Source organism: Gynuella sp., assembly GCF_050297175.1.
Lineage (GTDB): Bacteria > Pseudomonadota > Gammaproteobacteria > Pseudomonadales > Natronospirillaceae > Gynuella.
Genome location: NZ_JBNKSF010000014.1, coordinates 1 through 24252, shown reverse-complemented (window position 1 = coordinate 24252; position 24252 = coordinate 1). Strand labels below are relative to the sequence as shown.

The 24252-nt window shown below is 46.0% G+C and carries 22 protein-coding genes and 3 tRNA genes; 20 read left to right on the top strand and 5 right to left on the bottom strand.

Annotated elements, in window-relative coordinates; all coding sequences use genetic code 11:
• Positions 1 to 49 precede the first annotated feature (49 nt).
• On the top strand, positions 50 to 2179 hold the full coding sequence (gene dinG / locus ACQY6I_RS04965; protein ID WP_428240367.1) for an ATP-dependent DNA helicase DinG: 2130 nt from the start codon (positions 50 to 52) through the stop codon (positions 2177 to 2179).
• 68 nt (positions 2180 to 2247) lie between these two features.
• On the opposite strand, the gene ACQY6I_RS04960 is transcribed toward dinG, so the two are convergent.
• Positions 2248 to 3276 carry an agmatine deiminase family protein gene (locus tag ACQY6I_RS04960; RefSeq protein WP_428240366.1) on the bottom strand — a complete coding sequence of 343 codons (1029 nt, stop codon included), beginning with the start codon at positions 3274 to 3276 and terminating at the stop codon, positions 2248 to 2250.
• Between the two features lie 34 nt (positions 3277 to 3310).
• Positions 3311 to 3850, bottom strand: coding sequence for a PilZ domain-containing protein (locus ACQY6I_RS04955; protein WP_428240365.1), 540 nt, complete (start codon positions 3848 to 3850; stop codon positions 3311 to 3313).
• A gap of 405 nt (positions 3851 to 4255) precedes the next feature.
• Here ACQY6I_RS04955 and ACQY6I_RS04950 point away from each other — a divergent pair, with 405 nt between their 5' ends.
• Positions 4256 to 5497: a lipoprotein-releasing ABC transporter permease subunit gene (locus ACQY6I_RS04950; RefSeq protein ID WP_428240364.1), complete on the top strand. Its 1242-nt coding sequence runs from the start codon at positions 4256 to 4258 to the stop codon at positions 5495 to 5497.
• The gene (locus ACQY6I_RS04945; protein ID WP_428240363.1) at positions 5490 to 6182 is read left to right on the top strand and encodes an ABC transporter ATP-binding protein; all 693 of its coding nucleotides are present in this window, start codon (positions 5490 to 5492) and stop codon (positions 6180 to 6182) included. Before ACQY6I_RS04950 ends, ACQY6I_RS04945 begins: the two co-directional genes overlap by 8 nt.
• On the opposite strand, the gene ACQY6I_RS04940 is transcribed toward ACQY6I_RS04945, so the two are convergent.
• Positions 6179 to 6697: a DUF2062 domain-containing protein gene (locus ACQY6I_RS04940; protein WP_428240362.1), complete on the bottom strand. Its 519-nt coding sequence runs from the start codon at positions 6695 to 6697 to the stop codon at positions 6179 to 6181. The two genes, ACQY6I_RS04945 and ACQY6I_RS04940, sit on opposite strands and share 4 nt — an antisense overlap.
• 63 nt (positions 6698 to 6760) lie before the next feature.
• Between ACQY6I_RS04940 and ACQY6I_RS04935 the strand changes: the two genes are divergently transcribed.
• The 7 genes from ACQY6I_RS04935 (at position 6761) to murB (ending at position 13489) form a co-directional block, all read left to right on the top strand.
• Complete coding sequence (locus ACQY6I_RS04935) at positions 6761 to 9037, top strand: DNA internalization-related competence protein ComEC/Rec2 (RefSeq protein ID WP_428240361.1); 2277 nt, start codon at positions 6761 to 6763, stop codon at positions 9035 to 9037.
• Between the two features lie 83 nt (positions 9038 to 9120).
• The gene (locus tag ACQY6I_RS04930) at positions 9121 to 9756 is read left to right on the top strand and encodes a MotA/TolQ/ExbB proton channel family protein (RefSeq protein WP_428240360.1); all 636 of its coding nucleotides are present in this window, start codon (positions 9121 to 9123) and stop codon (positions 9754 to 9756) included.
• Positions 9753 to 10178 carry an ExbD/TolR family protein gene (locus ACQY6I_RS04925; RefSeq protein WP_428240359.1) on the top strand — a complete coding sequence of 142 codons (426 nt, stop codon included), beginning with the start codon at positions 9753 to 9755 and terminating at the stop codon, positions 10176 to 10178. Before ACQY6I_RS04930 ends, ACQY6I_RS04925 begins: the two co-directional genes overlap by 4 nt.
• A 23-nt stretch (positions 10179 to 10201) precedes the next feature.
• Entirely contained in the window at positions 10202 to 11203 is a 1002-nt protein-coding gene (lpxK, locus tag ACQY6I_RS04920; RefSeq protein ID WP_428240358.1) for a tetraacyldisaccharide 4'-kinase, read from the top strand.
• Complete coding sequence (gene kdsB / locus ACQY6I_RS04915) at positions 11200 to 11973, top strand: 3-deoxy-manno-octulosonate cytidylyltransferase (RefSeq protein WP_428240357.1); 774 nt, start codon at positions 11200 to 11202, stop codon at positions 11971 to 11973. The genes lpxK and kdsB overlap by 4 nt, the downstream gene beginning before the upstream one ends.
• Positions 11963 to 12439 (top strand): low molecular weight protein-tyrosine-phosphatase, encoded by a 477-nt coding sequence (locus ACQY6I_RS04910; protein WP_428240356.1) that lies wholly within the window; start codon positions 11963 to 11965, stop codon positions 12437 to 12439. Before kdsB ends, ACQY6I_RS04910 begins: the two co-directional genes overlap by 11 nt.
• A gap of 6 nt (positions 12440 to 12445) precedes the next feature.
• Entirely contained in the window at positions 12446 to 13489 is a 1044-nt protein-coding gene (gene murB, locus ACQY6I_RS04905; RefSeq protein WP_428240355.1) for a UDP-N-acetylmuramate dehydrogenase, read from the top strand.
• Positions 13490 to 13605: 116 nt separating this feature from the next.
• Here the strand turns inward: murB and ACQY6I_RS04900 are convergent, their stop codons facing one another.
• Positions 13606 to 14340 carry a phosphoadenylyl-sulfate reductase gene (locus tag ACQY6I_RS04900; RefSeq protein WP_428240354.1) on the bottom strand — a complete coding sequence of 245 codons (735 nt, stop codon included), beginning with the start codon at positions 14338 to 14340 and terminating at the stop codon, positions 13606 to 13608.
• 210 nt (positions 14341 to 14550) lie between these two features.
• Between ACQY6I_RS04900 and thrH the strand changes: the two genes are divergently transcribed.
• Complete coding sequence (gene thrH, locus ACQY6I_RS04895; RefSeq protein ID WP_428240353.1) at positions 14551 to 15171, top strand: bifunctional phosphoserine phosphatase/homoserine phosphotransferase ThrH; 621 nt, start codon at positions 14551 to 14553, stop codon at positions 15169 to 15171.
• A gap of 163 nt (positions 15172 to 15334) precedes the next feature.
• On the opposite strand, the gene pabB is transcribed toward thrH, so the two are convergent.
• Complete coding sequence (gene pabB / locus ACQY6I_RS04890; protein WP_428240352.1) at positions 15335 to 16714, bottom strand: aminodeoxychorismate synthase component I; 1380 nt, start codon at positions 16712 to 16714, stop codon at positions 15335 to 15337.
• A 99-nt stretch (positions 16715 to 16813) separates the two neighbouring features.
• On the opposite strand from pabB, the gene ACQY6I_RS04885 reads away from it, so the two are divergent.
• From ACQY6I_RS04885 to ACQY6I_RS04845, 9 genes are all read left to right on the top strand, one after another.
• Positions 16814 to 17647, top strand: coding sequence for an alpha/beta fold hydrolase (locus ACQY6I_RS04885; RefSeq protein ID WP_428240351.1), 834 nt, complete (start codon positions 16814 to 16816; stop codon positions 17645 to 17647).
• Positions 17648 to 17907: 260 nt separating this feature from the next.
• Complete coding sequence (locus tag ACQY6I_RS04880) at positions 17908 to 18528, top strand: hypothetical protein (protein WP_428240350.1); 621 nt, start codon at positions 17908 to 17910, stop codon at positions 18526 to 18528.
• A 25-nt stretch (positions 18529 to 18553) separates the two neighbouring features.
• Positions 18554 to 19942, top strand: a complete 1389-nt coding sequence (locus tag ACQY6I_RS04875; protein ID WP_428240349.1) for a PhoH family protein — start codon at positions 18554 to 18556, stop codon at positions 19940 to 19942.
• 97 nt (positions 19943 to 20039) lie between these two features.
• Positions 20040 to 20696 carry a UvrY/SirA/GacA family response regulator transcription factor gene (gene uvrY / locus ACQY6I_RS04870; RefSeq protein ID WP_044617989.1) on the top strand — a complete coding sequence of 219 codons (657 nt, stop codon included), beginning with the start codon at positions 20040 to 20042 and terminating at the stop codon, positions 20694 to 20696.
• Between the two features lie 11 nt (positions 20697 to 20707).
• On the top strand, positions 20708 to 22525 hold the full coding sequence (uvrC, locus tag ACQY6I_RS04865; RefSeq protein WP_428240348.1) for an excinuclease ABC subunit UvrC: 1818 nt from the start codon (positions 20708 to 20710) through the stop codon (positions 22523 to 22525).
• A gap of 46 nt (positions 22526 to 22571) precedes the next feature.
• Positions 22572 to 23129 carry a CDP-diacylglycerol--glycerol-3-phosphate 3-phosphatidyltransferase gene (gene pgsA, locus ACQY6I_RS04860; RefSeq protein WP_428240347.1) on the top strand — a complete coding sequence of 186 codons (558 nt, stop codon included), beginning with the start codon at positions 22572 to 22574 and terminating at the stop codon, positions 23127 to 23129.
• Positions 23130 to 23259: 130 nt separating this feature from the next.
• Positions 23260 to 23335, top strand: a tRNA-Gly gene (locus tag ACQY6I_RS04855).
• Between the two features lie 68 nt (positions 23336 to 23403).
• Positions 23404 to 23477: transfer RNA gene (locus tag ACQY6I_RS04850), tRNA-Cys, on the top strand.
• A 45-nt stretch (positions 23478 to 23522) separates the two neighbouring features.
• Positions 23523 to 23611, top strand: a tRNA-Leu gene (locus ACQY6I_RS04845).
• The last annotated feature ends 641 nt before the right edge of the window (positions 23612 to 24252 follow it).

Genomic DNA, 24252 nt, shown 5'->3' with positions numbered 1-24252 from the left:
ACCACAATTCTCTCATGTTACTCCCGTTCCAACAATTTCTGGTTTTTAAATGCTGGCGGACGAAATCAAAGCCGAAATTCAGTCTAGTTATTCTGAGTTTTTGAGAAACAAGGGCCTCCGGCCTCGATACGGGCAGAAATTAATGATAGCCACAGTTGCCCGTGCTCTCTCCAGTATCGAGGTCAATGATAAGCAATTACGCCTCAATGAGGCTGGTATAGCTGTGGTTGAAGCGGGGACAGGGACTGGTAAAACGGTTGCCTATGTTCTGGCCTCGTTACCAATGGCGCGAGCGTTCAATAAAACTCTGGTGATATCGACCGCAACGATTACGCTACAAAATCAGATTATTGAAAAAGACTTGCCTGATATTCTGAAACATTCCGGACTGCAGTTCAGTTTTGGTCTGGCGAAAGGAAGAGGGCGTTATTTGTGTCTAACCAAGCTGGAAAATGCAATGCAGGCACAGGCTGGTGTACTGGCCACTTTGCCTCTGTTTGAGGACCGATTGACGGAAGATCAAAAGGCCCAACAGCTGATGGAGAAGATGTTGCAACAATATGCCGTCATGGAATGGTCTGGAGACCGAGATGAGTGGCCGGAAACGATTGATGACAACCTTTGGCATCACTTGACTGCTACTCATCGGGAATGTAGCAATCGCCGTTGTCCACAGTTTAAAAACTGTGCATATTTTAAGGCCCGTCAAGCGATTGAAGATGTTGATATTGTTGTCGCAAACCACGATCTCGTACTGGCTGATCTGGCTTTGGGAGGAGGAGCGGTTTTACCTGCACCTCAGGATTCCGTTTATGTATTTGATGAAGGGCACCACTTGGCAGATAAAGCTCTGGGGCATTTTTCCGCTGCAACGGATATAAAAGGTTGCCTGCAGTGGTTGGACCAGTGGCGCAAAACCATGCGTCGCATCGAAAAAGAGCTGGTGCAGGCTGAAAGTCTTCGCAAAGTGTATGGTCAGGCTGAACAGTACATGTCTGAAGCTGAAGCCAGGCTAAAGGATTTGTGGTTGGTAGTGGTGCAGATTGCCAGTTTTGCAGAGCTAAAATCAGGTCAGGGTGATGTGCCGATATATCGGTTTGTAGATGGAAAGATTCCGGATCATATTAAAGATCTGACGGCAGCTCTACAGATCATTTTTTCATCGCTGTTGGCTGGCTTTGAACGTATCAACAAAGCGTTAAAGGAAGGGCTGGCTGGCGAAAATGATGAAATTAACAAAGAAGAGGCTGAGCGTTGGTTTTCGATTGTCGGAAACTATCATCAACGCTGTGAGGCCCATTTTGCGTTATTTCGTTCGTTCAGCATGGACGATGTTCAAGGGGCTGTGCCTTATGCACGCTGGCTTGAGCAGCGTTTTGTGGGAAATCAGGAAGACATTCGATTACAGTCTTCACCGATACTTGCAAGCAGAACCCTGGAGCGTGAGCTATGGCAGCCAGCATTTGCGGCAATCGTGACTTCGGCCACACTGACAGCAGCGAATAAATTTGACCGTTTGAGAATGCAGTCAGGATTGCCGGATTGGGCTGCTTATGAAAAGGTACCCAGTCCTTTTCAATACGCAGAGGTAGCAAGATTTGTGGTACCGGCAAACTGTCCCGATGCCAGTCATCCCGCTAATCATACCCGTGCCATTGTGGACTTATTGCCAGAATTGATTCATCGGCAGTCAGGTTCTTTGGTGTTGTTCTCATCTCGCAGGCAAATGAATGAGGTAGTCGAAAGCCTACCTGTTGACCTGCTGGAGATGTGTCATGTTCAGGATAAAGCATCGAGATCTGAGCTGATTCGTCGACATAAAGAAAGAATCGACGAAGATCGTCCATCCTGTTTGATTGGGCTTGCCAGTTTCGCCGAGGGTGTTGATCTTCCAGGTAAGTATCTGGAAACCGTTATTATTGCCAAATTGCCTTTTGCCACGCCTGATGACCCTATTGATGCGGCATTGGCCGAGTGGATTGAAAAGCGCGGTGGCAACCCTTTTATGCAGATCACCTTGCCTGATGCCTGTTTGAAGCTGGTTCAGGCCTCGGGTCGATTGATTCGAACCGAGGCAGATAAGGGAGATGTCTATTTACTGGATAACCGTGTGCTGACAAAGCGATATGGTAAGTTGCTGCTGGACTCACTACCTCCATTCAAGTTGCAGTTGAATTAGCAGCCGATACGATCTTGATAAACTCTGCTACTCATCGTTAACGGGATGGGCAGCAGAAATGTTTTAGCTTAACTGTGAAGCGTGCCTTCAGGGAGTTGCATCGTGATGCAATGAAGGCTGCCATATTGTTCTATCAGTACTCGACAATTCACGCCAACTATTTCATAGCCGGGAAATGCGTGCCGTATGACATCCAGCGCCTGTTCGTCTTCTGGCTGCTCGTATATAGGGACCAACACCTGATGGTTGGTGATCAGGAAATTAGCATAGGTGGCGGGCAGTCGCTGTCTGTTTTCGGCGTAAATGGCTGAGGCCATTGGTAATGGGAACAATCGATAAGGCTGATCATTAGCGTCTTTGAGCTGTTTAAGCTCTGTTTCCATTTTGTGCAATGGTTCAAAATGTGCGTCTGTGCGGTCCAGACACTGAACATAGATTAACGAATTGTCAGGGCCGAAACGTGCGAGTGTATCTATATGGGCATCGGTATCGTCGCCTTCCAAGTGACCGTTTTCCAGCCAAATGATCTGCTTTAGGTCAAAGTGCTCGGTTAGCTGACTGGCTATTTGCTGTTTGCTGAGTGTCGGATTACGGTTGGGGTTCAATAGGCAGTTTGAAGTGGTCATCAGTGTTCCGTGGCCATCATATTCAATACTGCCGCCTTCCAAAATCAGAGTAGTCTGTTCCAGTAAGGCACCGTAGGCATCTTGTTCATCCAGGCGACGGTTGATCAGGTTGTCCTTATCGTAAGCATATTTACCACCCCAGGCATTAAAGCTGAAATCCAGTATTTTGAGTTGATCGTTTTCCCGAACGGTAATCGGGCCATGATCGCGGGCCCAGACGTCATTAGTGGGAACACTTTTCAACAGAATATTTTCCAGCTTCACATTGTGCTCTTGCAGCAGTTCTGTGATTTCCTCGATATTCAGGCTGGGGTCACAGGCAATGAGTACTTTCTGGTATTGGCTGATGTGCTGACACAGTGTGGCATAAAGTTTCCAGGCAGTTGCCAGCCAGGGGGTCCAGGCGCTGTTGGAGTGTGGCCAGGATAATTGAATTGCATCCTGAGGAGCCCATTCAGGTAATAAGGACATGCGCGTTGTATCCAAAAAAATATAGTAGGGTTGTTTAACGGCTGTTTCGCTGCCTGGCTTGTTCCGCTAGTAGATGACGGGCCAGTCTTTGCCTGTCAGATTCAGGAATTTTAAAAAATTCCGCGTGAACGTAAAAGCCACCATCTAGGCTTGGATTGCAGGCGACAACCGTCGCTTCTGTAAATAGTGAAAGATAGCTAGGGGTAAATATGATAGCAATGGCAATGGTGTCCTGAACAACAAACTGTGTATCACTGCGAAAACCGATTCCACCTTCACTGATAACTATCTTTTGTGGTTCGATCCCGGTTTGAGCGAGGTCTTTAATCAATAAATACTTAGAAAGTACATCTATTTTTCGGTTTTGGATGTCCAGCAGGTGTTTGATATGCTCATCATCTATCTTCTGATAGGTTGTTGAGGCATCCTGCTCCAGTAATCTAAGCTCTCCGTGCAACTGCAGGAACTTAAATTCCGGGAAATACTCAGGAATACTCAACTGCTGTTCATTCCAGCGCCGGCCACATACAAATGCCATGTCGTCTATTCTGAAAAACTCTCTACGTTCTTCCATCTGAATGGTCTCAGTCTGTCCGGCATGCCGCCGTTACCCTAAGGAACCTCTGAAAAATGGCCTATTTTCGCGCAGGACGTCGTCAGCCCCAATCTCACATCCTCATTTACACCCGTAAATTGCGGTGTTGCGGGTGGTGCTTCCTCGCCTGCATCAACACTATTCCTGTTTTTCAGAGGCCCCTTAATATAATTGTTCTGGAAAAGTGATTGATCCTAGACACAAGTGTCGTAGAGCGCAATCGTAATAGCGATAGACTCATGCCACTTATTCTGCAGCTGAATATCCAGGCTGTCCTGAAAATAAACGGGGACACTAAATAAATCGTAACAAATGCTGGTATCTCATTGAAAAATAGTAGTATTTGGATTCTTATAGGCCACCCGTTTATTACAAAAGCTGCGCATGATAAAAAATATTCCGCTGTTGATTGGTCTGCGATATATCCGGGCCAAACGTCGCAATCATTTCATTTCTTTTATTTCTGCTGTTTCCATGATCGGTCTGGTTCTTGGGGTTATGGTTCTGATTATTGTTATGTCTGTCATGAATGGCTTTGATCGTGAAATGCAAACCCGTGTCCTAGGGATGGTGCCTCATGGCACCATTTCTCAAACGGGTGGTATGTCAGGCTGGCGAAGCGTGATGGATAAAGTCGCCACAGCCAAAGATGTAGTCGGTGTTTCTCCATATATTGATACACAGGGTCTGCTCTCGTTCAAATCAAATACTCGAGGGGTGCTCATTTATGGAGTTGCGCCTGAGACCCATCGTTCTGTCTCTATTGTTGGAAACCACTTTATAGCAGGTAGTCTTGATGATCTGAAAGAAGGGGAGTTCAACATTGTTCTGGGTGAGATTCTGGCCAAGATTCTAGGTGTTGGTGTCGGTGATAAAGTGACGCTAATGGTGCCTGAAGTGTCAGTTTCTATTGCTGGTTTAACTCCACGTTATAAGCGTTTTACTGTTTCCGGCATTTTCAAGGTTGGGGCAGAAATGGACTCCAGTCTGGCGTTGATAAATGTATTCGATGCTGCCAAGTTGCTTAAAATGGGTAATGCCGTTGATGGTATCCGTCTTAAGGTAGACGACTTGTTCAAGGCGCGTGAGATTACCTGGAACATAGCAATGTCTTTAGGAGGCCGTTATCTGGTCAGCGATTGGACCAGAACTCAAGGTAATCTATATAAAGCCATTCAAATGGAAAAGCGCATGATTGCCTTGCTATTGGTGATGATTGTGGCAGTGGCTGCATTCAATATCGTGAGTTCGCTCGTCATGTTGGTTCAGGATAAACAGGGAGATATCGCAATCTTACGAACAATGGGAGCCAGTCAGCGCCAGGTTATGGGAGTGTTCATGGTTCAGGGAACTGCAATTGGCTTGATGGGGGTTGCCATTGGGGCAGTGCTGGGCATTATTGGAGCGCTGTCCATTGCTGAGCTCATCGCCGGTATTGAAAAGCTCTTCCATATTAAAGTGCTTGATGGTTCCGTCTACTTTATCAGCTACTTTCCTTCTGAGTTGCATTTAAGTGATGTTCTATGGATTACAGGTTTGTCTTTTCTGTTGAGTTTTGTTGCAACCATTTATCCGTCATTTCGGGCGGCCAGAGTATCGCCGGCGGAGGCACTGAGATATGAGTGAAGAATTACAGGCCGTTTTGGAGTGCCGTAACCTCAGTAAAGAATATTCCGTTGGTCCTGAGCGTTTGAAGGTGCTTAATGGATTGAGTGTAGTGATTCGCCAGGGAGAATTGGTATCGGTTGTGGGGGCATCCGGCAGTGGGAAGACGACCCTGCTGAATTTACTTGCCGGACTCGATGAGTCTTCAGATGGGGAGATATTCATTGCCGGTCAAAGTCTTACCAAGATGGGGTCGCGTCAGCGAGACCAGTTGAGAAACCGAGACATGGGATTTGTGTTTCAGTTCCATCATCTGTTACCCGAATTTACCGCTCTGGAGAATGTCATTCTGCCGGCATGGCTTGGTGGAAAGCAAAGTGAAGAAACTTATAGTCGGGGCAAGCAATTATTGCAGCAGGTTGGGTTGGGGCAGCGCTATCAACACAAGCCATCGGAGTTGTCAGGTGGTGAACGTCAAAGAGTAGCCATCGCCCGTTCACTGATCAATAGTCCTCGACTGGTGTTGATGGATGAACCTACTGGAAATCTGGATGAAGAAACGGCTGGTCAGATTCGTCGGTTAATTTTTGAACTGAATCTGCAGGTTGGAACCAGTTTTATCATCGTCACCCATAGTCGTGAACTGGCTCAACATACGCAAATTATGTATCGATTGAAAGATGGCCGCTTGGAGGTAGCAAGTTAGCGTTTATGGCGCAGTTTTCGTTTCGCCCAACTCCTTCTGACATGCCAGTGCCAGAAGGCGTTAATAAATGCTGCGCCTAATATTCCGGAAATAATCCCGATAATCACAGAACCTGTGAGCAAGGGCCACCAAATTGCTTCCATTTGTTTGACCACCCATTCTACTGAAAGGTGAAATTTCTCCAGTTTGACAGGAGAGCGCAGGATCCAATTCCCGACCAGATAGTTAAAATAAAAAATTGGCGCCATGGTTAGTGGATTAGTGATCCACACCAATGAGACAGAAATGGGCAGGTTGGCGTTTAGCCAAATGGCAAACAGGCCTGCAACAATCATCTGCGATGGTATCGGTAACATTGATACGAACAGGCCAATAAAAAAAGCTTTAGCCACTGAACGCCTGTTCAAGTGCCAAAGTCCGGGCTCATGTAACATGTTTCCGAGAAACTTAAACGACTTGCTTTCCCTAATGGACTTTGAATTGGGAAACCAACGCTTTAGTATTCGCCTGGGCATACGTTACCTGAGGAAGTGAACGGAGTCGCGGAATTATCCATATACTGGCAAGGATTGCTACTGATGCTATACATACTTCTCTTTTGGACCAGTGGCATACTGCTTGGTTTGTTTACTGTTTCATCATACTGGTGGCTATCATTTCAGATTAGTCTGTATGGGATATTGATCTCTGACCAGTTTCTTAGGCAAAAAGATATATATTTACCTTTTTCGTTCTATATTTGTTTTTTTACGTTTTCTTTAGCCGTACTCGTCTCTTCAACGACGGTACAGGCTGGTCTGCGGGATAGAATTCCGGTATCTCAGTTTGGCCAGTCAGTTCAACTGCAGATCAAGTTGACAGCATTTCCCCGAAAATACGATTACTATCAATCTGTCATTGGCCGCACACTGAACCTCAAATCTTCGAAAACGTTGGTCTTCTACTGGAATGATGGCGACGTCCCATTGCTGCCTGGCCAGCAATGGGACGTGACATGCGCGATGAAGCCGCCTGTGAGTACTTTAAGCCCGGGAACCCTGAATTATAGGCATGTTTCGTTTATCAACCATATCGATGGTCAGTGTTCTATCAAAGATGCTCAACAGATCTCAACGGTTGCCGGCATATGGGAAAGTTTGAGAGTTCGGGTCCACGAACGAATTTACTCTATGAAACTGGCGGAACCAGTCAGAGCGTTTGCTTTGGCCATTCTGACTGGTGATAAAGTCATGTTCAGCCCGAATCAACGGGAGTTGTTTCGAAATAGCCAGACTCAACATCTGGTGGTTGTGTCCGGACTACACCTGTCCATGATATTTGGCTTGATGTATTTAATATCAGGATGGGTGCTGAATGGTTTTGGCCTGGTGATCCGCTTTCCTGTGTTCAAATTTCGCCTGGTGTTGGCGCTCAGTGCTGCATTTGTGTACGCAGGAATTTGTGGGTTTCCGATACCTACCCAGCGCGCATTGATTATGATGGTAATTCCTGCCGCTTTTTTTATCTGCAACCGATCCCAGTCTTGGGGGTTGGCTCTGGGAGGTGCGTGGATCGTTGTTACGGCGATAGACCCGCTGGCTGTTCTTCAGCCGGGTACCTGGCTTTCCTTTCTTGCTGTGACAGTATTGTTCTGGGGGTTGGGATTTAATCATTTTCTGGGCGGGTATTGGCATACTCGGATAATGCGTTTTTTTACGCCCCAGTTGTTGGTGTTTTTAGGGCTTAGTCCCCTGGTAATGAGCATCAGTCATAGCTATAACCCTTTTTCCGTGTTGGTTAACCTGGTGGCAATCCCACTGGTCAGTGTCATATTGCTGCCTCTTGGTTTCTTAATGTTGTTGGCGTCTTCGTGGGAGCCGGATTATCTATACCAGCTGTTCAGTTGGGGCTATACCGGCTTGCACTGGGTCATGCGGGTGGGGTCTTTTGGTGTTTTTTCCTTTGCTCCCAGTATTGCCCAGTTGTTTTGTATGTCTGGAATGGCGGTATGGTTGGCCGGGGTGAGGCAATTGCCCGGTGGGGGTTTGCTACTGTGTTTATGTCTTGTGGGAATGCTTGTATTTCCACGTCAACCCGATTATCCGCAGCATTTGCAAGTTACCATGCTCGATGTCGGGCAGGGACAGAGTATTTGGGTGCAGAGGGGGCATGAAGGCGTTTTGATTGATACCGGACCAGGGTTACCTGGGGCGCCTGGTGCTTATGGAAGGGTTGTATACCCATTTCTTCAAAGTATAGATATGACTGCGCCTGTCTTAGTGGTGTTCTCCCACGATGACTCGGATCACACGTCAGGCTTGCGTATGGCAACGGAAACACTGCAGAGCTTATACTGGATGACTGGTGAGCCCGATGCGATTCCGTTTCAGGGCTGTCACCGCGGTCAGACAATAGTGGGTCGACAATTAAAGGTGTCCATATTGCATCCTGATGACCAGTTTAAATATGTTGGTAACAATGCCTCGTGTATCGTAAAAATAGATACCCCGGACGGATGTGTGCTAATTCCGGGTGATGCCAGTAAAGAGGTTGAGTTTAGGTTGGTGGGTCAGCAAAGGGAGGCTCTAAAATGCGACGTGCTGGTTGCCGGTCATCATGGCAGTCGCTCCTCGACATCACGGCAATGGCTTGAGGCTGTGTCACCACAACTGGTATTGATCAGTGCTGGCGCGTTTAATCATTTTGGTCATCCACATCAACAGACGTTGGACAATATTGAGAGCCAGCAAATTCCTTGGGTGTCAACCCGTGAATTGAGCACTGTACAGGTCACTATGGATGATCATAGGGTCAGTTACAGGTCTCTGAAACAGCCTTTCTTTCCATGGCAAGGCTATATCAATGAAATCAAATAGTTAGGTGTTATAAATTATGAACTCTGCATTGGATTTTTTTTACCTCACTGTTAAAGTAAGCGCCGCTTTAGAGGAGTAGACCCGTGTTCGAGATCATCAAGTCTGGCGGCATTCTGATGGCGCCAATTTTACTATGCTCGGTCATCGCTTTTGCGATAATTGTTGAGCGTTATTGGGCATTAAGAAAAAGTAAAGTCTCGCCCAAAGATCAGTTGCCCCAAGTCTGGGCAATCATCAAACAGAATAAAATGGATGGGAATCGTCTCAAAGAGCTCAGATCATCCAGTTACCTCGGACAAATACTCGCAGCCGGACTGGCGAACTCCAAGCTGGGCAGAGATGCAATGAAAGACAGCATTGAAGAGGCTGCCAGCCACGTTGCACACGATATGGAACGGTTTCTATCTACACTTGGAACCATTGCTATGATTGCACCGCTGGTGGGATTGTTGGGTACGGTATTTGGCATGATCGAAGTTTTTTCTGCCATTATGGTGCAGGGGACCGGTAATGCGGGTGTTCTGGCAGGTGGTATTTCCAAGGCTTTGATTACAACTGCAGCCGGGCTCTCAGTAGCGATTCCGGCGGTGATATTTCATCGCGCGTTGCTGCGTCGGGTGGACGAATTGTTAGTTACCATGGAACAGGAATGTATAAAGTTGGTGGATGTGCTGCACGGTGATCGAACTGTTGCGAATAGTAAAGGTGAGAAAAAGTGAATTTTCGCCGCCAACGTACAGAAAGCGTTGATATCAATTTAACGCCGCTGATTGACGTGGTGTTTCTACTGCTGATTTTTTTTATGGTTAGCACGACGTTTACAAAGGAAACCCATCTGGATGTTGACTTACCGACCTCCAGTTCCACGTTACAGAGTGTTGATAAGAACCAAATAGAGATTGTTATTAACGCCACCGGCGGGTTTATGATTAATGGTCATGCTCTGGTCAAGTCGGATTTCGATACCATCAAGCATGCACTTGGAAAAGAAGTTGAAGGCCTGGACAACCCTCCGGTCATTATAGTGGCTGATGGACAGACTCCTCACCAGTCGGTCATCTATGCCATGGATGCTGCCGGCCAGTTGGGGCTTGTGAAAATCCGAATGGCAACCAAAATAGATAAAAACGATCAAAACTGATCTATTAAATGGAATGAGGCCAAATGCTGGTTAAACATTGGTACCAAAACCGATTAACCTGGCTGTCTTTCCTGCTGCTTCCCCTGGAAGCCTTATATAAACTGATCAGCCAGCGGAAGTCTCGCAAAGACAAACAACAAGCCCATGTATTTCGTTGTCCGCTGGTCGTGGTTGGTAATATTACTGTTGGTGGAACTGGCAAAACCCCATTTATCATCTATCTCACCCACTTGTTACTAAAGCATCAATACCGGGTTGGCATTGTCTCCAGAGGTTATGGTGGCCGTGCTGCCCGATATCCCTTAGTGGTGACTGCTGAAACCGATGTTGGGCAGTGTGGTGACGAACCCAAACTGATTGCCAATGCTACCGGAGCGCCGGTATGTGTAAGCCCGAACAGAAATGAAGCTGTAGAAGCACTGCTACAGCAGCATGAGCTGGACATTATTCTCAGCGATGACGGTCTTCAGCATTATAAGATGCATCGAGACTATGAAATCGTATTGCTGGATGCTCAGCGAGGTTGGGGAAATGGTCATCGTATTCCATCCGGTCCACTGCGAGAAAGTATAAATCGTCTTGATCATGTCGATCGGGTATATATCAAGCAGGCAGCAATTGCCAGTCGTAAAGAACTGGAGTGTTTTCCGTCATTTCATTTTGCGGAGTCGCAATTACTGCCGGTGACTGGAAGTCAGGCCAGGCCGGATGCTCAACAAGTGATCCATGCTGTTGCAGGAATTGCTAATCCGGAACCTTTTTTTGTGGCGCTGGAACAATTAGGGTATCGCATAATTCGCCATGTTTTTGCCGATCATCATCATTTCTCACTTGAGGATTTTGCCAAGTTTAGGGATAGTTTGATCGTAATGACCGAAAAAGACTGGGTAAAATGCTGTACCCTCGCTCTAAAGCATGTCTGGGTGGTGAGAATTTCGGTCAAGCTCGATAGGGTACAAGAACAAGACCTATTAACTGATATACATCAGCTTATTGTGACTTCCAGAACTGAGAATAGTGCATGAATTTTACCGTTATTATCCCTGCTCGCTATGGCAGTAGCCGGTTTCCGGGCAAACCGTTGGAAATGATTGGTGATAAGGCAATGATCTGCCATGTCATTGACCGGGCTCGCGAAAGCCTGGCCAGCCGTATAGTTGTCGCTACAGACGATGAACGCATCGCCAGTGTCGTAAAGGCCTATGAAGCTGAAGTAATGTTAACATCCAGCAATCATCCTAGTGGTACAGACCGTTTAAATGAGGTCGCAGTCAGGATGAGTATGTCGGTGGATGATATAATCGTGAACGTACAAGGTGATGAGCCTTTGATTGCACCGGAAAATATTAATCAGGTTGCCTTAAACCTTTTTGATCATCCTGATTGTGCTGTCGCGACGTTGTGTGAACCCATTAATCTCGTTGATGAGTTTTTTAGCCCAAATATTGTCAAAGTGATACCAGATATCAATAACCGGGCACTCTATTTCAGTCGTGCTCCGATACCCTGGGACCGAGACAATTTTTCTGTAGATAGGCCTGACACGCTGTCGAAGAGTAATCAAGCATTGAGACATTTAGGTATTTATGCCTATCGGGTGTCGGCGCTTAAGGAATTTGTAGTATGGCCAATGTCAAATCTGGAAAATATTGAAAAACTTGAGCAGTTGCGATTTCTGGAAAATGGTCGTCACATTCATGTCGAAGTCGCTTCGAAGCCAGGCGCTCCTGGAGTGGACACCTTGGAAGACTTAAACAAAGTCCGTTACATACTGGAAACAAATCATGGCAACTAGAGTACTTTTCATCTGTCTGGGAAATATCTGTCGGTCACCCATTGCTGAAGGGGTTTTCAGAGCGCTGATTCAAGAGCGGGGTGTTGATGAACAATTCGTTGTCGATTCTGCAGGTACTGCTGGATATCATGTCGGGGAAGGTCCGGATGAACGTGCTGTTCGGGCATTGAAAGGGCGGAAAATTGATATTTCAGATCTCCGGGCGCGTCAGTTGCAAGCCAGTGATTTTGAGGAGTATGACTACATACTCGTTGCAGATAGGCAGAACCTGAAAGACGTGCAGACTATGGCTGGCGAAAGTGGCTCTGCTGAAGTCAGATTGTTTTTGAGTTATGACCCGGAGTCTCAAGTGGACGAAATTCCGGACCCCTATTATGGTGGGTCTGAAGGCTTTGAAACCGTCATTGATTTATGTAGTGCAGCCTCAGAGAAATTTCTGCAGCATGTTCAAAATTCAGCCAAGTAATTGTTCATGATTGATGTTGTCGAGAAATACTCCCTGCAGTCACTGAATACACTGGCCATTCCTTCTGTCGCAAGACACTTTGTTGCTATCCATGGCGAAACATCATTGCTTGAAGCGATTCATGTGGCTGATCAGCATCAATGGAAGGTGTCTGTTCTGGGGGGGGGCAGTAATGTTCTTGCTCAAGAAATAATCGAAGGATTGGTGATCAAAAATGAAATTCAAGGAATACAGCTTCTGTCCGACAATGATGATCATGTTATTGTTGAAGTTGGTGCAGGTGAGAATTGGCATGAAACCGTCCAGTGTTGTATTAGTCAAGGTTGGTACGGACTCGAAAACCTGAGCCTTATTCCAGGAACCGTCGGAGCGGCGCCAATTCAAAATATAGGTGCCTATGGAGTGGAGGTCAGGGAGTTTATTGAATCGGTTCGGGCATATGATTGTGTTGACCGGGTCTGGCGCGATTTGAACAATAAAGCGTGTGAGTTTGATTACCGTGACAGCCTCTTTAAACGTTCAAAAAATCGCTTTATTGTGACTGCTATTCGACTCAGGTTGAATAAAACATTTCATGCAAAGTTGTCCTATGGAGCATTGCAGCATTTGGAGCCAAGCACAATCACGGCTCAGCAGTTGAGTGAAGAAATTTGTCGCATACGCCTGACTAAACTACCTGATCCTAAAGATTTGCCCAATGCAGGCAGCTTTTTTAAAAACCCCGTTGTATCGATGTCGCACTATCAAGAGCTGGTGCGTAAATACCCGCATATTGTTGCTTTTGATGCAGGTGATCAGCGCAAGAAACTGGCGGCTGGGTGGTTGATTGAGAATGCTGGTCTGAAAGGTTATCGCGATCCAGTCTGGGGTGTGGGAACACATGTCGAGCAGGCTTTGGTATTGGTCAACCCTCAGCGTCGCAGTTTGGTTGCGGTTATGTCCGTCGTGGAAATAATACGACAGGCTGTCAAAGAAAACTATGGGATTGAGCTGGAAATTGAGCCGCAAATATTGGGTGATCAAATGAAATCCGTATATCCCGTAGCATAACACTGCCGCTATAGTCTCGCTTCATTTTCGGCTGCTCAAATGCTGAATGGCCGATAGCATCTTAGCGGAGCAGGAGAGGGCATAAATGGTGTCTCTTATGCCCTAAAAAGTCTAAGTTATAGTTGTTTTATATGCAGTCCACACTCTTTGATCGTTGCTTCTTCCCACCACCAGCGACCTTCACGCTCATGTTGATTTGGTAATACTGGACGAGTACAGGGCTGACAGCCAATAGAGATAAAGCCCCGTTCATGGAGCGTATTGTAAGGCACATCAAACATTCTGATGTACTCCCAAACCTGCTTAGAACTCCAATTCGCCAGTGGATTAAATTTCACTAATGGCTTTTCTTCTGTTCCAAAAGCCTCATCAAGCTCAATGACATCAGCATGGCTTCGGGTACTTGGACTTTGGTCTCTGCGTTGTCCGGTGATCCAGCCATCAAGCTGAACCAGTTTTTTTCTCAAAGGCTCAATTTTTCGGATACCACAACACTCTTTATGACCATCTTCAAAGAAACTGAACAGACCTTTTTGTTTGACAAAAGCCTGAAGTTTTTCAGCATCAGGAGACAATATCTCCAGATCAATATCGTAATGTTGTCTGACTTTTTCTATGAACTCATAGGTTTCGGAGTGCAGGCGACCCGTATCCAATGTAAAAACCTGTAGACGTTTATTGAGTTTTTTAGCGGCTCTTTGTGCCAGATCTATCAGCACAACATCCTCTGCGCCACTAAAAGATATGGCGATCTTATCAACCTCTGCCAGAGCGTAATGCAGAATTTCCCGGGGATCTGCATCCTTTAGTGCTTCAGACTGTTCGGTAATGTGCTCATGGGTCGTCTTCATAGTAAATGTGGGTTCCTCAAAGTACCGGAATAAGCTTAATGTAATAAAAATAAAATTTAAAATAACAAACTCGAATAGAAATATAACTCAGAAGGGGTTGATTATTGGCATTGTTCCACGTGAAGCACACTTTTCAACCAGATCTGGTATTTTCCCGATGGAATCAGTAAATTTGCGCCTCCAAATCAGTTGTTTAATGGGAGTATTGTTGTGGAACTAGCTTGTCTCGACCTCGAAGGTGTTCTGGTACCAGAAATATGGATTAAATTTGCCGAGAAAACGGGTATTGAAGCATTAAAAGCAACAACCCGCGATATTCCTGACTATGACGTACTAATGAAGCAGCGCTTGAAGATTCTGGATCAGCACAACCTGGGACTTCGTGAGATCCAGGAGGTTATTTCAGGGCTTGAACCGCTGGAAGGTGCCAAAGACTTTGTAGGATGGCTGCGTGAACGTTTTCAGGTGGTGATTTTATCGGATACTTTTTATGAGTTTGCCATGCCTCTAATGAAGCAGTTGGGTTATCCCACGCTACTTTGCCATAAACTGGAAGTTGAGCCCTCATCTGGTCGCGTGACTGATTATATCTTACGTCAGCCCGATCCCAAGCGTCAGTCCATCAAAGGGTTTCACGGATTAAACTTCCGCTGTATTGCGGCTGGTGACTCCTACAACGATACCACAATGTTGTCAGAAGCTGATGCCGGCATCCTGTTTCATGCCCCTCAAAATGTTATCAATGAGTTTCCGCAGTTTCCGGCAGTTCATACCTACGAAGACCTCAAAGCTGAGTTTGTGAAAGCCAGTCTTCGCGATCTGAGCATTTAAGGGTTGGCAGGGCAGTAAGAATTACAGACTTACTGCCTAGGATAAGGGAACCTCTGAAAAATGGCCTATTTGCGCGCAGGACATTGTCAGCCCCAGTCTCACATCCTCATTGACGCCCGTAAATTGAGGTGTTGCGAGTGGGGCTTCCTCGCCTGCATCAACATTATTCCTGTTTTTCAGAGGTCCCTAAAAACTCATCTTCCAATAATTGAATGAGATTATTGATCTTCGTGAGGGACTCCAGCTGCTCCATTTCCGGATCTGAGTCAATTACGATTCCGCCGCCGCCCCAGGCACGAACGGTGCCATTCATATAAGCCAGTGTCCGGATCATAATGCTACTGTTAAAATGCCCATTCAAATCCAGATAAAACAGACTTCCGCAATAGGGGCCGCGTTGCTGATGCTCCAGCTCCGCAATGACTTCCATAGCTCTTCTCTTGGGAGCACCGGTAATGGAACCGCCCGGATAAGATGCCAGAAAACAAGACATGGCTGATTTTTGCTCAGATAACTCCGCAGTAATCGTACTGACCAAGTGATGTACATTGGCATAACTTTCCAGGCCAAACAGAGTGTTGACCTGCATGCTTCCGGGTATTGACGTTTTGCTGAGATCATTGCGTAGCAGGTCGACAATCATGAGGTTTTCTGCTTGATCTTTTTCACTGTGCAACAGCTCTTGGGCAAGAGCCTTGTCTTCCTCGGGAGATTGGCCTCTGGGCCGGGTTCCTTTGATCGGTTTGGTGATAATCGTATGGCCATTTACGGAAATGAACTGTTCTGGGGAGTGGCTGGAAATAACCAGTGAACCAGTGTCGAAAAAGCCTGAAAATGGCGCAGGGGAATGAGCTCGAAGTCGATGGTATGGTACCCAGGGATCACCTTGATATTGCGCTGATAACGAATGCGTGTAGTTAACCTGATAGCAATCCCCCTCAATCAAATAATCTTGTATTCGAGCTATATCCTTTAAGTAGCGGTCAGAAGAACTCTCTCTTTGAAAAGTAGTGCCCAAGGTAAAGTGTGTCTTCGCTGGGCAATGATTATTTATTCGTTGCAGAACAGTTTTGCGAATTGTATCAGGGCATTTTGGGTGAAAATACACACTAATTTGTTGCTGTGCTACATCAATTCGAAGGCTCCAGAGATAGAGACCAATTTTCAATAAGGGGTAGTTTATGTCCTCAATCGACAAGTGATTTTGTTGGTAACCAAACTCATAACTAAGGTAACCTGCCCAGCCCGTTTGAAAATGACCCGATACTGACTTTAGAGCGGTATCTGTAACGATTTTGGAAAGATCTTTAGTCTGGAAAGAGCCCTGAACGGAATATTTCAGTGTTTTATCAATTTTAAACTCTTCTCCATGGTCTGGGGTCTCCATGGATAGCCACCGCTCTGGTAATGCCGTTGCAATGATAGGGGAGTCATTGGTGAGTTGTTGATTCGAACTATCAAACACAATGAAATATGGCAGGGTTCTTATTTGATCAAGTAGCCCGAGATAGTTTTCTGAATATGGTAGTTGAATAGGTGTCAAAGAAGTGAATCCGCCGAGTTTGCTGAACGCTGGAGATTTTATGTGGCTGTCCCTAGAATGTGTAGCTCTTAATGGTCATAAAGTGGATTGTACCCAGTCTTGAACATAACCAAGCATTATTTGCATTTACCTGAAGTCAGCCTCTGTTATCACTTATATCAAAAACCTGATGAACCAGACAGAACATTGCTGTTACTACACGGTGCAGGTGTCGCTGGTCAGTTGACCTGGCACCATGTCTGTCGGATGAGTCAGGGCTATCGGCGGATGATTGTGCCGGATTTACGCGGCGCAGGTGAGACGGTTCATCCACATCAGCATGAAAAAGCGTTTTCAATAGAAAATATCCGTGCTGACTTGCTGGCATTGTTGAAGCATCTTCAGATCAATGAGCTGGATATCGCTGGTTACTCCTTTGGTGGTGCCTGTGCACTGGATCTGAATGCTTTTGCCGGGTTGGAAGTTCAGCGGTTAATACTGGTTGAGCCCGCATTATTGGAGCGTGCGAACTTTTATCAGACCCTGACTATCCGAAATCAGTATTCGGAGGCAACCCAAATCATGCGTTGTGAGGATACATCTGCGGAAGGGGTAAAGCAGTTTGCCCAACTGGTTATGGCTGTTGCTACCAAAAACCCTAAAACCAGAGAGACGATGTATCAGCGGCTTGCTCACAGGATAATGGGGTTGGCCAATGAGCTGGATGCTTTGACAGCTTACATGAAAAATTGTGAACGCGAGCAGCTCTACCCGAGCCATCAGCGAGTAACATTAATTCACGGTGCCAACAGTCATCAGGAGATGCGTCAGTTTCATTCTGTACTGGCGACTCAAAGAGGCTGGAAATTGGTGTCGGTGCCTGGATCAGACCATTCGCTAATCTTCCAGAAACCGCGAAAAGTCGCAGAAGCTGTCTCTGATATTCTCAGGTAGGAGTAGGGAAAACAGCCCTTTTTAGGGTCATTTTAATGGCTGCGTATTGTGACGAATTATTGTCAAACAAGAAAAAAAGCGCTTGCAATTCATAGAATTATCGTGATGATGAACTGATCAAAACTTGAGAAAACAGGAGTCCTGGTCCATTTTAGAAAGAGCGTAAGGCTTTATTTAGGAAGCTGTTTTATCGATAAGCTACCGTGTGATCGGTTTCATCCGATCAGTTAATTGCAACCCCTTGTGAAGAGGTGCAAATTATGGCTATTCAATCTAATCAGTCTCTTGTCTGGCGGTTATTGTCGGACTCTGACTTCACCCCCGCAAAAGTCGCATTTGTCATCCCGGAAGGAGATGTTGGTTTCAGGGACATTACCCTCGAAACCGGTATCCACGTCGGTGCCACCAGCCGTTCACAAAAGTTTAATAGCGATGAGCTGCAATGGTCTGAAAATGATTTTCAACTATTGTTGGCATTGTTAGAACGCATGTTTGACGGCCCTGATGAAGTGGTGGATGGCGAAGTTTCCATTGATCTAACCGATCCTTCTATCGTTGAAGTGATCAGTATTGTGGCCTCCGCCAGATTCAATAAAAGTCAGGACCTGAGCAGTCATCATTTTGGAGATCCTATCTTTACCCATTACAACGAAGTTGAAGTCGGGGATCTGATGACATTCAGAGTGGGAGACCAGTTTCACCTGGTCGTCATTGTAGAACTGGACGCTGTGCAGGCCACCTGCGTGTGTCTGGAAGATGTTGGTTGGGTCAGTGAAGATGAGAGTGTAGGCCTGCACGATTTGATAACGATATCCCGGATGGATCTGTTGCCTGCCAGTTTTGGCCCCGTATTTCCACGGACTGATGATGTATTGCATTAGAAAACAATAAAGTTAAGGACTCTTAATGGAAAGACCCAAGATATATGTGCTTGATACAAATGTTCTGATCCATGATCCGAACTCGGTCTATAACTTTAAAGAGCATGACATCATGATTCCCATGGTGGTATTGGAGGAGTTGGATAAGCTAAAAGTGGGGCCGTCTGCTGTTGCAGCAGATTGCCGTCAGGCAGTCAGAACCATTGATAATATCATTGGAGCATCTACGCCCCGTGAAATAGCTGAAGGGGTCGTGATCAAAAAATACGAAGACGGTGTAGAGATTATTCAGGGAAGACTGAGCATTTTGATGTCGGGGTTCGAGCATCATGGTCACAAGCTGACCAGTCAGATCAACGACAATCAAATAATCAATGACGTTTTGAATTTTCAGAAACGAATTCCCGACAAAGACGTCATTCTGATTACTAAAGATATCAACATGCGCCTCAAAGCCAGGGGGTGCGGGCTAAGCGCAGAAGACTATCATAATGACCAATTGATCACCGACATTGATCGGCTAACTACTGGCTATCATCGAATTGATGGTTCCTTCTGGGAGCAGCTTGATGCCATTCAATCGCAAACTCTGACTGGTGAGCAATTTCATACTCTGCCAAAAGCATTGTTGTATCAGTTATTAGGAAGCAAGTTTTTTATCAACCAGTTTATTGTGGATGAAAAGGAATTCGTAGGACGAATTAAAGCGGTGGATGACGAATGGGTCACTCTGGAGCTTCTCAACACCGGACTGTTGATGAGACAAAAATGCTGGGGATTGAATCCGCGCGATATTTATCAGGCTATGGCCATGTATCTGATAATGGATCCGGATATTGATCTGGTCTCGCTGAATGGTCCTGCCGGTAGTGGTAAAACTATTCTGGCACTGGCATGTGCACTGGAACTGACTCTTGAACAGAAAAACTTCAAGAGAATTATTGCGACTCGTAGTACTCGCGGGCTGGATGAAGATATTGGTTTCCTTCCAGGGACCGAAACCGAAAAAATGACCCCATGGCTGGGTGCTTTTACGGATAATCTTGAAGCACTACACGCTGAAGACTATGACCCATCAGGCAGTGAACACTACGTCGGGTCAAATATGCCCATTCACTTTAAGTCCCTTAACTTTGTTCGTGGTCGCAGTTTCCAGAACAGCTTTTTGATTGTTGACGAGGCACAAAACCTGACTCCACATCAAATCAAAACGATCATAACCCGTGCCGGTGAGGGGACCAAGGTTCTATGTATGGGAAATCTGGCCCAGATCGATACCCCCTATCTGGGTGCTACCAGTTCGGGTCTGACCTATATGAGCGAGCGTTTCAAGGGATTCGACCACGGTGGTAGCATCACATTAAAAGGGGTTGCAAGAAGTAGGTTGGCCGCCTATGCTGAAAAGTACTTATAGCCACCATTGGCGATAATCCGGGCATAAATTTCATAGACATTTCAGACTCTATGAGATTCAATAAGCCCTCCCTTAAACTTGGCAAAAAAATATAGACATGATTAAAATTGTTGTGGTTGATGATCATGATCTGGTAAGAACTGGCATCACGCGATTGCTTGAGGATGTCAAGGGAATTGAAGTTATTGCTGAGGGAAAATCTGGTGAAGAGGCAATTGAACTGGCAAAAAGACTTGAGCCTGATGTATTGCTTATGGATGTTAAGATGCCAGGCATCGGTGGTTTGGAAGCTACCCGAAAGATCGCCAAAGCCTGTCCAGATGTGAAAATTCTGAATGTTACTGCGTGGGGTGAAGATCCTTTCCCTTCAAGACTATTGCAAGCGGGTGCTTCTGGGTTTTTAACCAAAGGTGCAGATGTTGAAGAGATGGCCAGAGCTATCAAAACGTTGCACGCTGGTCAGAAATATCTGAGTCCTGCAATAGCCCAGAGAATGGCGCTGAATAGTTTTATGCCAGACAGCAATGGTCGTAAAACACCATTTGATGACTTATCTGACAGAGAAATGCAGATTGCGCTAATGATCGTATCCTGCCAAAAAGTTCAGGAAATTTCGGACAAATTGTGCTTAAGCCCTAAAACAGTGAATACCTACCGTTATCGGATCTTTGAAAAATTAAGTATAGACTCAGACGTGGAACTGACACTTCTTGCCATCAAACACGGTATGCTGGATGCTGAAGAAGCTGTTTAGTATTTCATACCGTGAGTGAGTTTGATCCTAAATCGTTTGTCAAAAGCCTTCCCAATAAACCCGGTGTCTATCAGATGCTGGGTGAAGACAACGAGTTACTCTACGTTGGCAAAGCCAAAAATCTTAAGGCCAGGGTTGGCTCCTATTTTCATTCCCGTGGGTTGACCAACAAAACCGTTGCGTTGGTCAGTCATATTCATCATATAAATGTTACGATCACCCATAGCGAGACAGAAGCGCTACTACTCGAACAGACTCTGATCAAAACCCATAAGCCACCGTATAACATCATGCTGGTGGATGATAAGGGATATCCATACCTGTTTCTGTCCGATCAAACATTTCCTGGCATACACTTTCATCGCGGGTCAAAGCGAAAGAAAGGCACATACTTTGGGCCTTACCCCGGAGCATCTGCAGTCAGAGAAGCACTCTCGGTATTGCAGAAAGCGTTCAAAGTACGCCAATGCGAAGACTCCGTTTTCAGCAATCGCACCCGTCCATGCCTTCAATATCAGATAAAACGTTGTAAAGCGCCCTGTGTTGGATTGGTATCTGAAGACGAATATAAAGAAGATGTGCGCCATACCAGGCTTTTTCTGGAAGGCAAAAGCAATGATCTGATTGAACAGCTTGAACTCGAAATGGATCATGCTGCTTCTGGATTAAATTTCGAAAAAGCGGCCGAAATTCGAGACCAGTTATTGTTTGTTCGGAAGATTCAGGAGCAACAATTTGTTGCAGGTCAGGCCGGTAATGTAGATGTCCTGGCAATGGAGTTACAGGCGTCCGGGTGCTGTATAGCCATGATCATTATCCGAGATGGCCGAGTACTTGGCAGTCGCCAGTTCTTCCCCCGCATTGGACTGGAAGAAGAGCCTGAAACCGCCTTTGAAGCATTTATCGGGCAATACTACTTTGGCCAGCGTAATCACGAGATTCCCAATGAAATCATGACCAACCTGGAGCTGGCCAATTACGACTTGTTCTCCGCTGCTTTTGAGCAGGAATTCAACCGAAAGGTTAAATTTTCCCATAATGTCCGTGGAGATCGCCGCAAATGGTTGAATTTAGCGATAACCAACGCGACCGAACAACTGGCGCTCCATATTGCTAACCGTAAGAGCATTCTTGGCCGGTTTACCGAGCTTGAAAAACAGCTGCAATGGGAAACAGATATCGAGCGTATTGAATGCTTTGACATCAGTCACAGTCAAGGTGAGGCGACCGTTGCCTCCTGCGTGGTATTTGGCCGGGAAGGGCCTCTGAAAAGCGACTATCGCCGTTTCAATATTACCGGTATTACGGGTGGTGACGATTATGCGGCGATGGAACAAGCACTGACGCGTAGGTATAAACGGCTCATGGTTGAAGAGCATAAACTGCCCACCATCTTAATGGTTGATGGTGGTAAAGGGCAGCTCAATGTTGCCCGGCGGGTTATGGACGAATTACAAATGAATCAGACATTACTGATGGGCATCGCCAAAGGAGAAGGGCGTAAGCCGGGGCTTGAAACACTATATCTGCAAGATATCGAACATACACTGGAGCTGGAAAAGCATTCCCCAGCGTTTCATCTGTTACAGCATATCCGGGATGAAGCCCATCGATTTGCCATTACTGGCCATCGAGGCAAACGTGGCAAAGCACGTACGGGGTCATTACTGGACGATATTCCAGGAATAGGTGCTGAACGCCGTAAGGCACTTATCCGTTATTTTGGAAGCGCCCGTGGTGTCATGGCTGCCAGCGCTGATGAAATCGCAAAAGTAAAAGGAATAAGTAAGACCATTGCACAAAACATTTATGAATTTCTGCACAATTAAAAATGACCCGGATATACTTTCAAAAAATTACTGGTAAGCATGATCGATGACAATACCTAATTGGCTGACTTTAAGTCGTATTTTGATGATTCCAATCTGCATCTTTTTCTACTATCTGCCTTTCCAGTGGAGCTATTGGGGGGCATCGGCAGTCTTTATTCTCGCGGCTGTTACAGATTGGTTGGATGGATACCTGGCCAGAAAACTGAACCAGACAACTCCTTTCGGTGCATTTATAGACCCCGTTGCTGACAAATTGATTGTGATGGCTGCTTTGGTCATGTTGGTTGAGGAACATAATACCCTCTGGATGACACTGCCGGCGATCATCATGGTTGGTAGGGAAATCGTGATCTCGGCGTTGCGGGAATGGATGGCTGAGTTAGGTAAACGCGCCAGCGTTGCAGTCAACATGATTGGAAAATATAAAACCACATTCCAGATGATTGCCATTGCTGTGTTGCTGAGTCAGCCGCCGGGAACCTTGCTTACCAATATAGGGTTGATCGTTTTACAAGTGGCTGCGGTATTAACAATATGGTCAATGTTCGTTTACCTTAAGGCAGCCTGGCCAGATTTGAACATATCCAAAAACGGACGCTAACTCATTAAAAATAAAAGACTTTTTTTAAATCATTGCTTGACAACAGCGGGGATTACCTTAGAATTCCCGCTCGTTTTAAGGATCAAGCAACAGTACTGATCCAGATAACAGTTGTAACAATAGTTTAAGTGCGGGAATAGCTCAGTTGGTAGAGCACAACCTTGCCAAGGTTGGGGTCGCGAGTTCGAGTCTCGTTTCCCGCTCCAAATATTATTCTCCGAGTGATCGGGGAGTGATAATGACTAAGGCATTAGCCTTAGTTTTTTATAGAAATGGCTGGATGGCAGAGTGGTCATGCAGCGGACTGCAACTCCGTGTACGCCGGTTCGATTCCGACTCCAGCCTCCATCTTCTAAGTAGGGTAACCGACCTTACTATAAAAACTCCTTCCTAGCCCGGGTGGTGAAATCGGTAGACACAGGGGACTTAAAATCCCCCGACCCTTAACGGTCGTGCCGGTTCAAGTCCGGCCCCGGGCACCAAATTTTCCCTTCAAAATCAATTGTTTAGAAAATCACTCGCAGCCAGGCTATTCGTAAAACTTTAATTGCCAGGCGTTTTAACGTCCACAAAACGTCCACTACTCACAAAACCGACAAAGGGCCAGCTCAATTGCCTCCATTCAAATGACCTCCGGTGTGCATAGAAAAATGAACCCGGATATGAGTGTTGCGGGTCTAAAAATGCCACAAACATAGAGATAGGGGACTTCTCCCTGTAGAACAGCCTAATTCAGCTAATCTGGGCCATTTTTCTGACGTGGGCCGTGAGTTTGGGAGATTTAGAGATTAGGCTTTGAAGCTGACTTGTCTCGTGAACATTGCCTTTGGCTCTATTGTCCAGATTAAAGCCGTCATCTTGAGGCCTGTGCAAGCTCCCTTTGCTCATATTTATGGGCTAAGCCAGGTTCACTGTCATCCTGGTGTATAGGCGTTTGTATCGGCCTTGTCAGCCCAAATGGTCGATTTTGGCGCGGCAATGCTTTTCAGCCAGTTGCTGAAGGTGATTAATTCGCTCTGCCAGCCAATCTAATTGCTCGGTGGTGATGTAATAAGTGGGGTTATAACGGGAATCCACATAAGCCTGCCGCAACAGCTCAAAGCAGTTTTGCTCAAAGGGCGTG

Bases quoted from the DNA above. Each gene is read 5' to 3' on its own strand.
- ACQY6I_RS04955 (WP_428240365.1), bottom strand. From the start codon at position 3,850: ATGGAAGAACGTAGAGAGTTTTTCAGAATAGACGACATGGCATTTGTA.
- ACQY6I_RS04880 (WP_428240350.1), top strand. From the start codon at position 17,908: ATGGCTATTCAATCTAATCAGTCTCTTGTCTGGCGGTTATTGTCGGAC.
- ACQY6I_RS04910 (WP_428240356.1), top strand. From the start codon at position 11,963: ATGGCAACTAGAGTACTTTTCATCTGTCTGGGAAATATCTGTCGGTCA.
- kdsB (WP_428240357.1), top strand. From the start codon at position 11,200: ATGAATTTTACCGTTATTATCCCTGCTCGCTATGGCAGTAGCCGGTTT.
- lpxK (WP_428240358.1), top strand. From the start codon at position 10,202: ATGCTGGTTAAACATTGGTACCAAAACCGATTAACCTGGCTGTCTTTC.
- ACQY6I_RS04945 (WP_428240363.1), top strand. From the start codon at position 5,490: ATGAGTGAAGAATTACAGGCCGTTTTGGAGTGCCGTAACCTCAGTAAA.
- ACQY6I_RS04940 (WP_428240362.1), bottom strand. From the start codon at position 6,697: ATGCCCAGGCGAATACTAAAGCGTTGGTTTCCCAATTCAAAGTCCATT.
- murB (WP_428240355.1), top strand. From the start codon at position 12,446: ATGATTGATGTTGTCGAGAAATACTCCCTGCAGTCACTGAATACACTG.
- ACQY6I_RS04875 (WP_428240349.1), top strand. From the start codon at position 18,554: ATGGAAAGACCCAAGATATATGTGCTTGATACAAATGTTCTGATCCAT.
- ACQY6I_RS04960 (WP_428240366.1), bottom strand. From the start codon at position 3,276: ATGTCCTTATTACCTGAATGGGCTCCTCAGGATGCAATTCAATTATCC.
- ACQY6I_RS04900 (WP_428240354.1), bottom strand. From the start codon at position 14,340: ATGAAGACGACCCATGAGCACATTACCGAACAGTCTGAAGCACTAAAG.
- pgsA (WP_428240347.1), top strand. From the start codon at position 22,572: ATGACAATACCTAATTGGCTGACTTTAAGTCGTATTTTGATGATTCCA.
- ACQY6I_RS04950 (WP_428240364.1), top strand. From the start codon at position 4,256: ATGATAAAAAATATTCCGCTGTTGATTGGTCTGCGATATATCCGGGCC.
- ACQY6I_RS04935 (WP_428240361.1), top strand. From the start codon at position 6,761: ATGCTATACATACTTCTCTTTTGGACCAGTGGCATACTGCTTGGTTTG.
- dinG (WP_428240367.1), top strand. From the start codon at position 50: ATGCTGGCGGACGAAATCAAAGCCGAAATTCAGTCTAGTTATTCTGAG.
- uvrY (WP_044617989.1), top strand. From the start codon at position 20,040: ATGATTAAAATTGTTGTGGTTGATGATCATGATCTGGTAAGAACTGGC.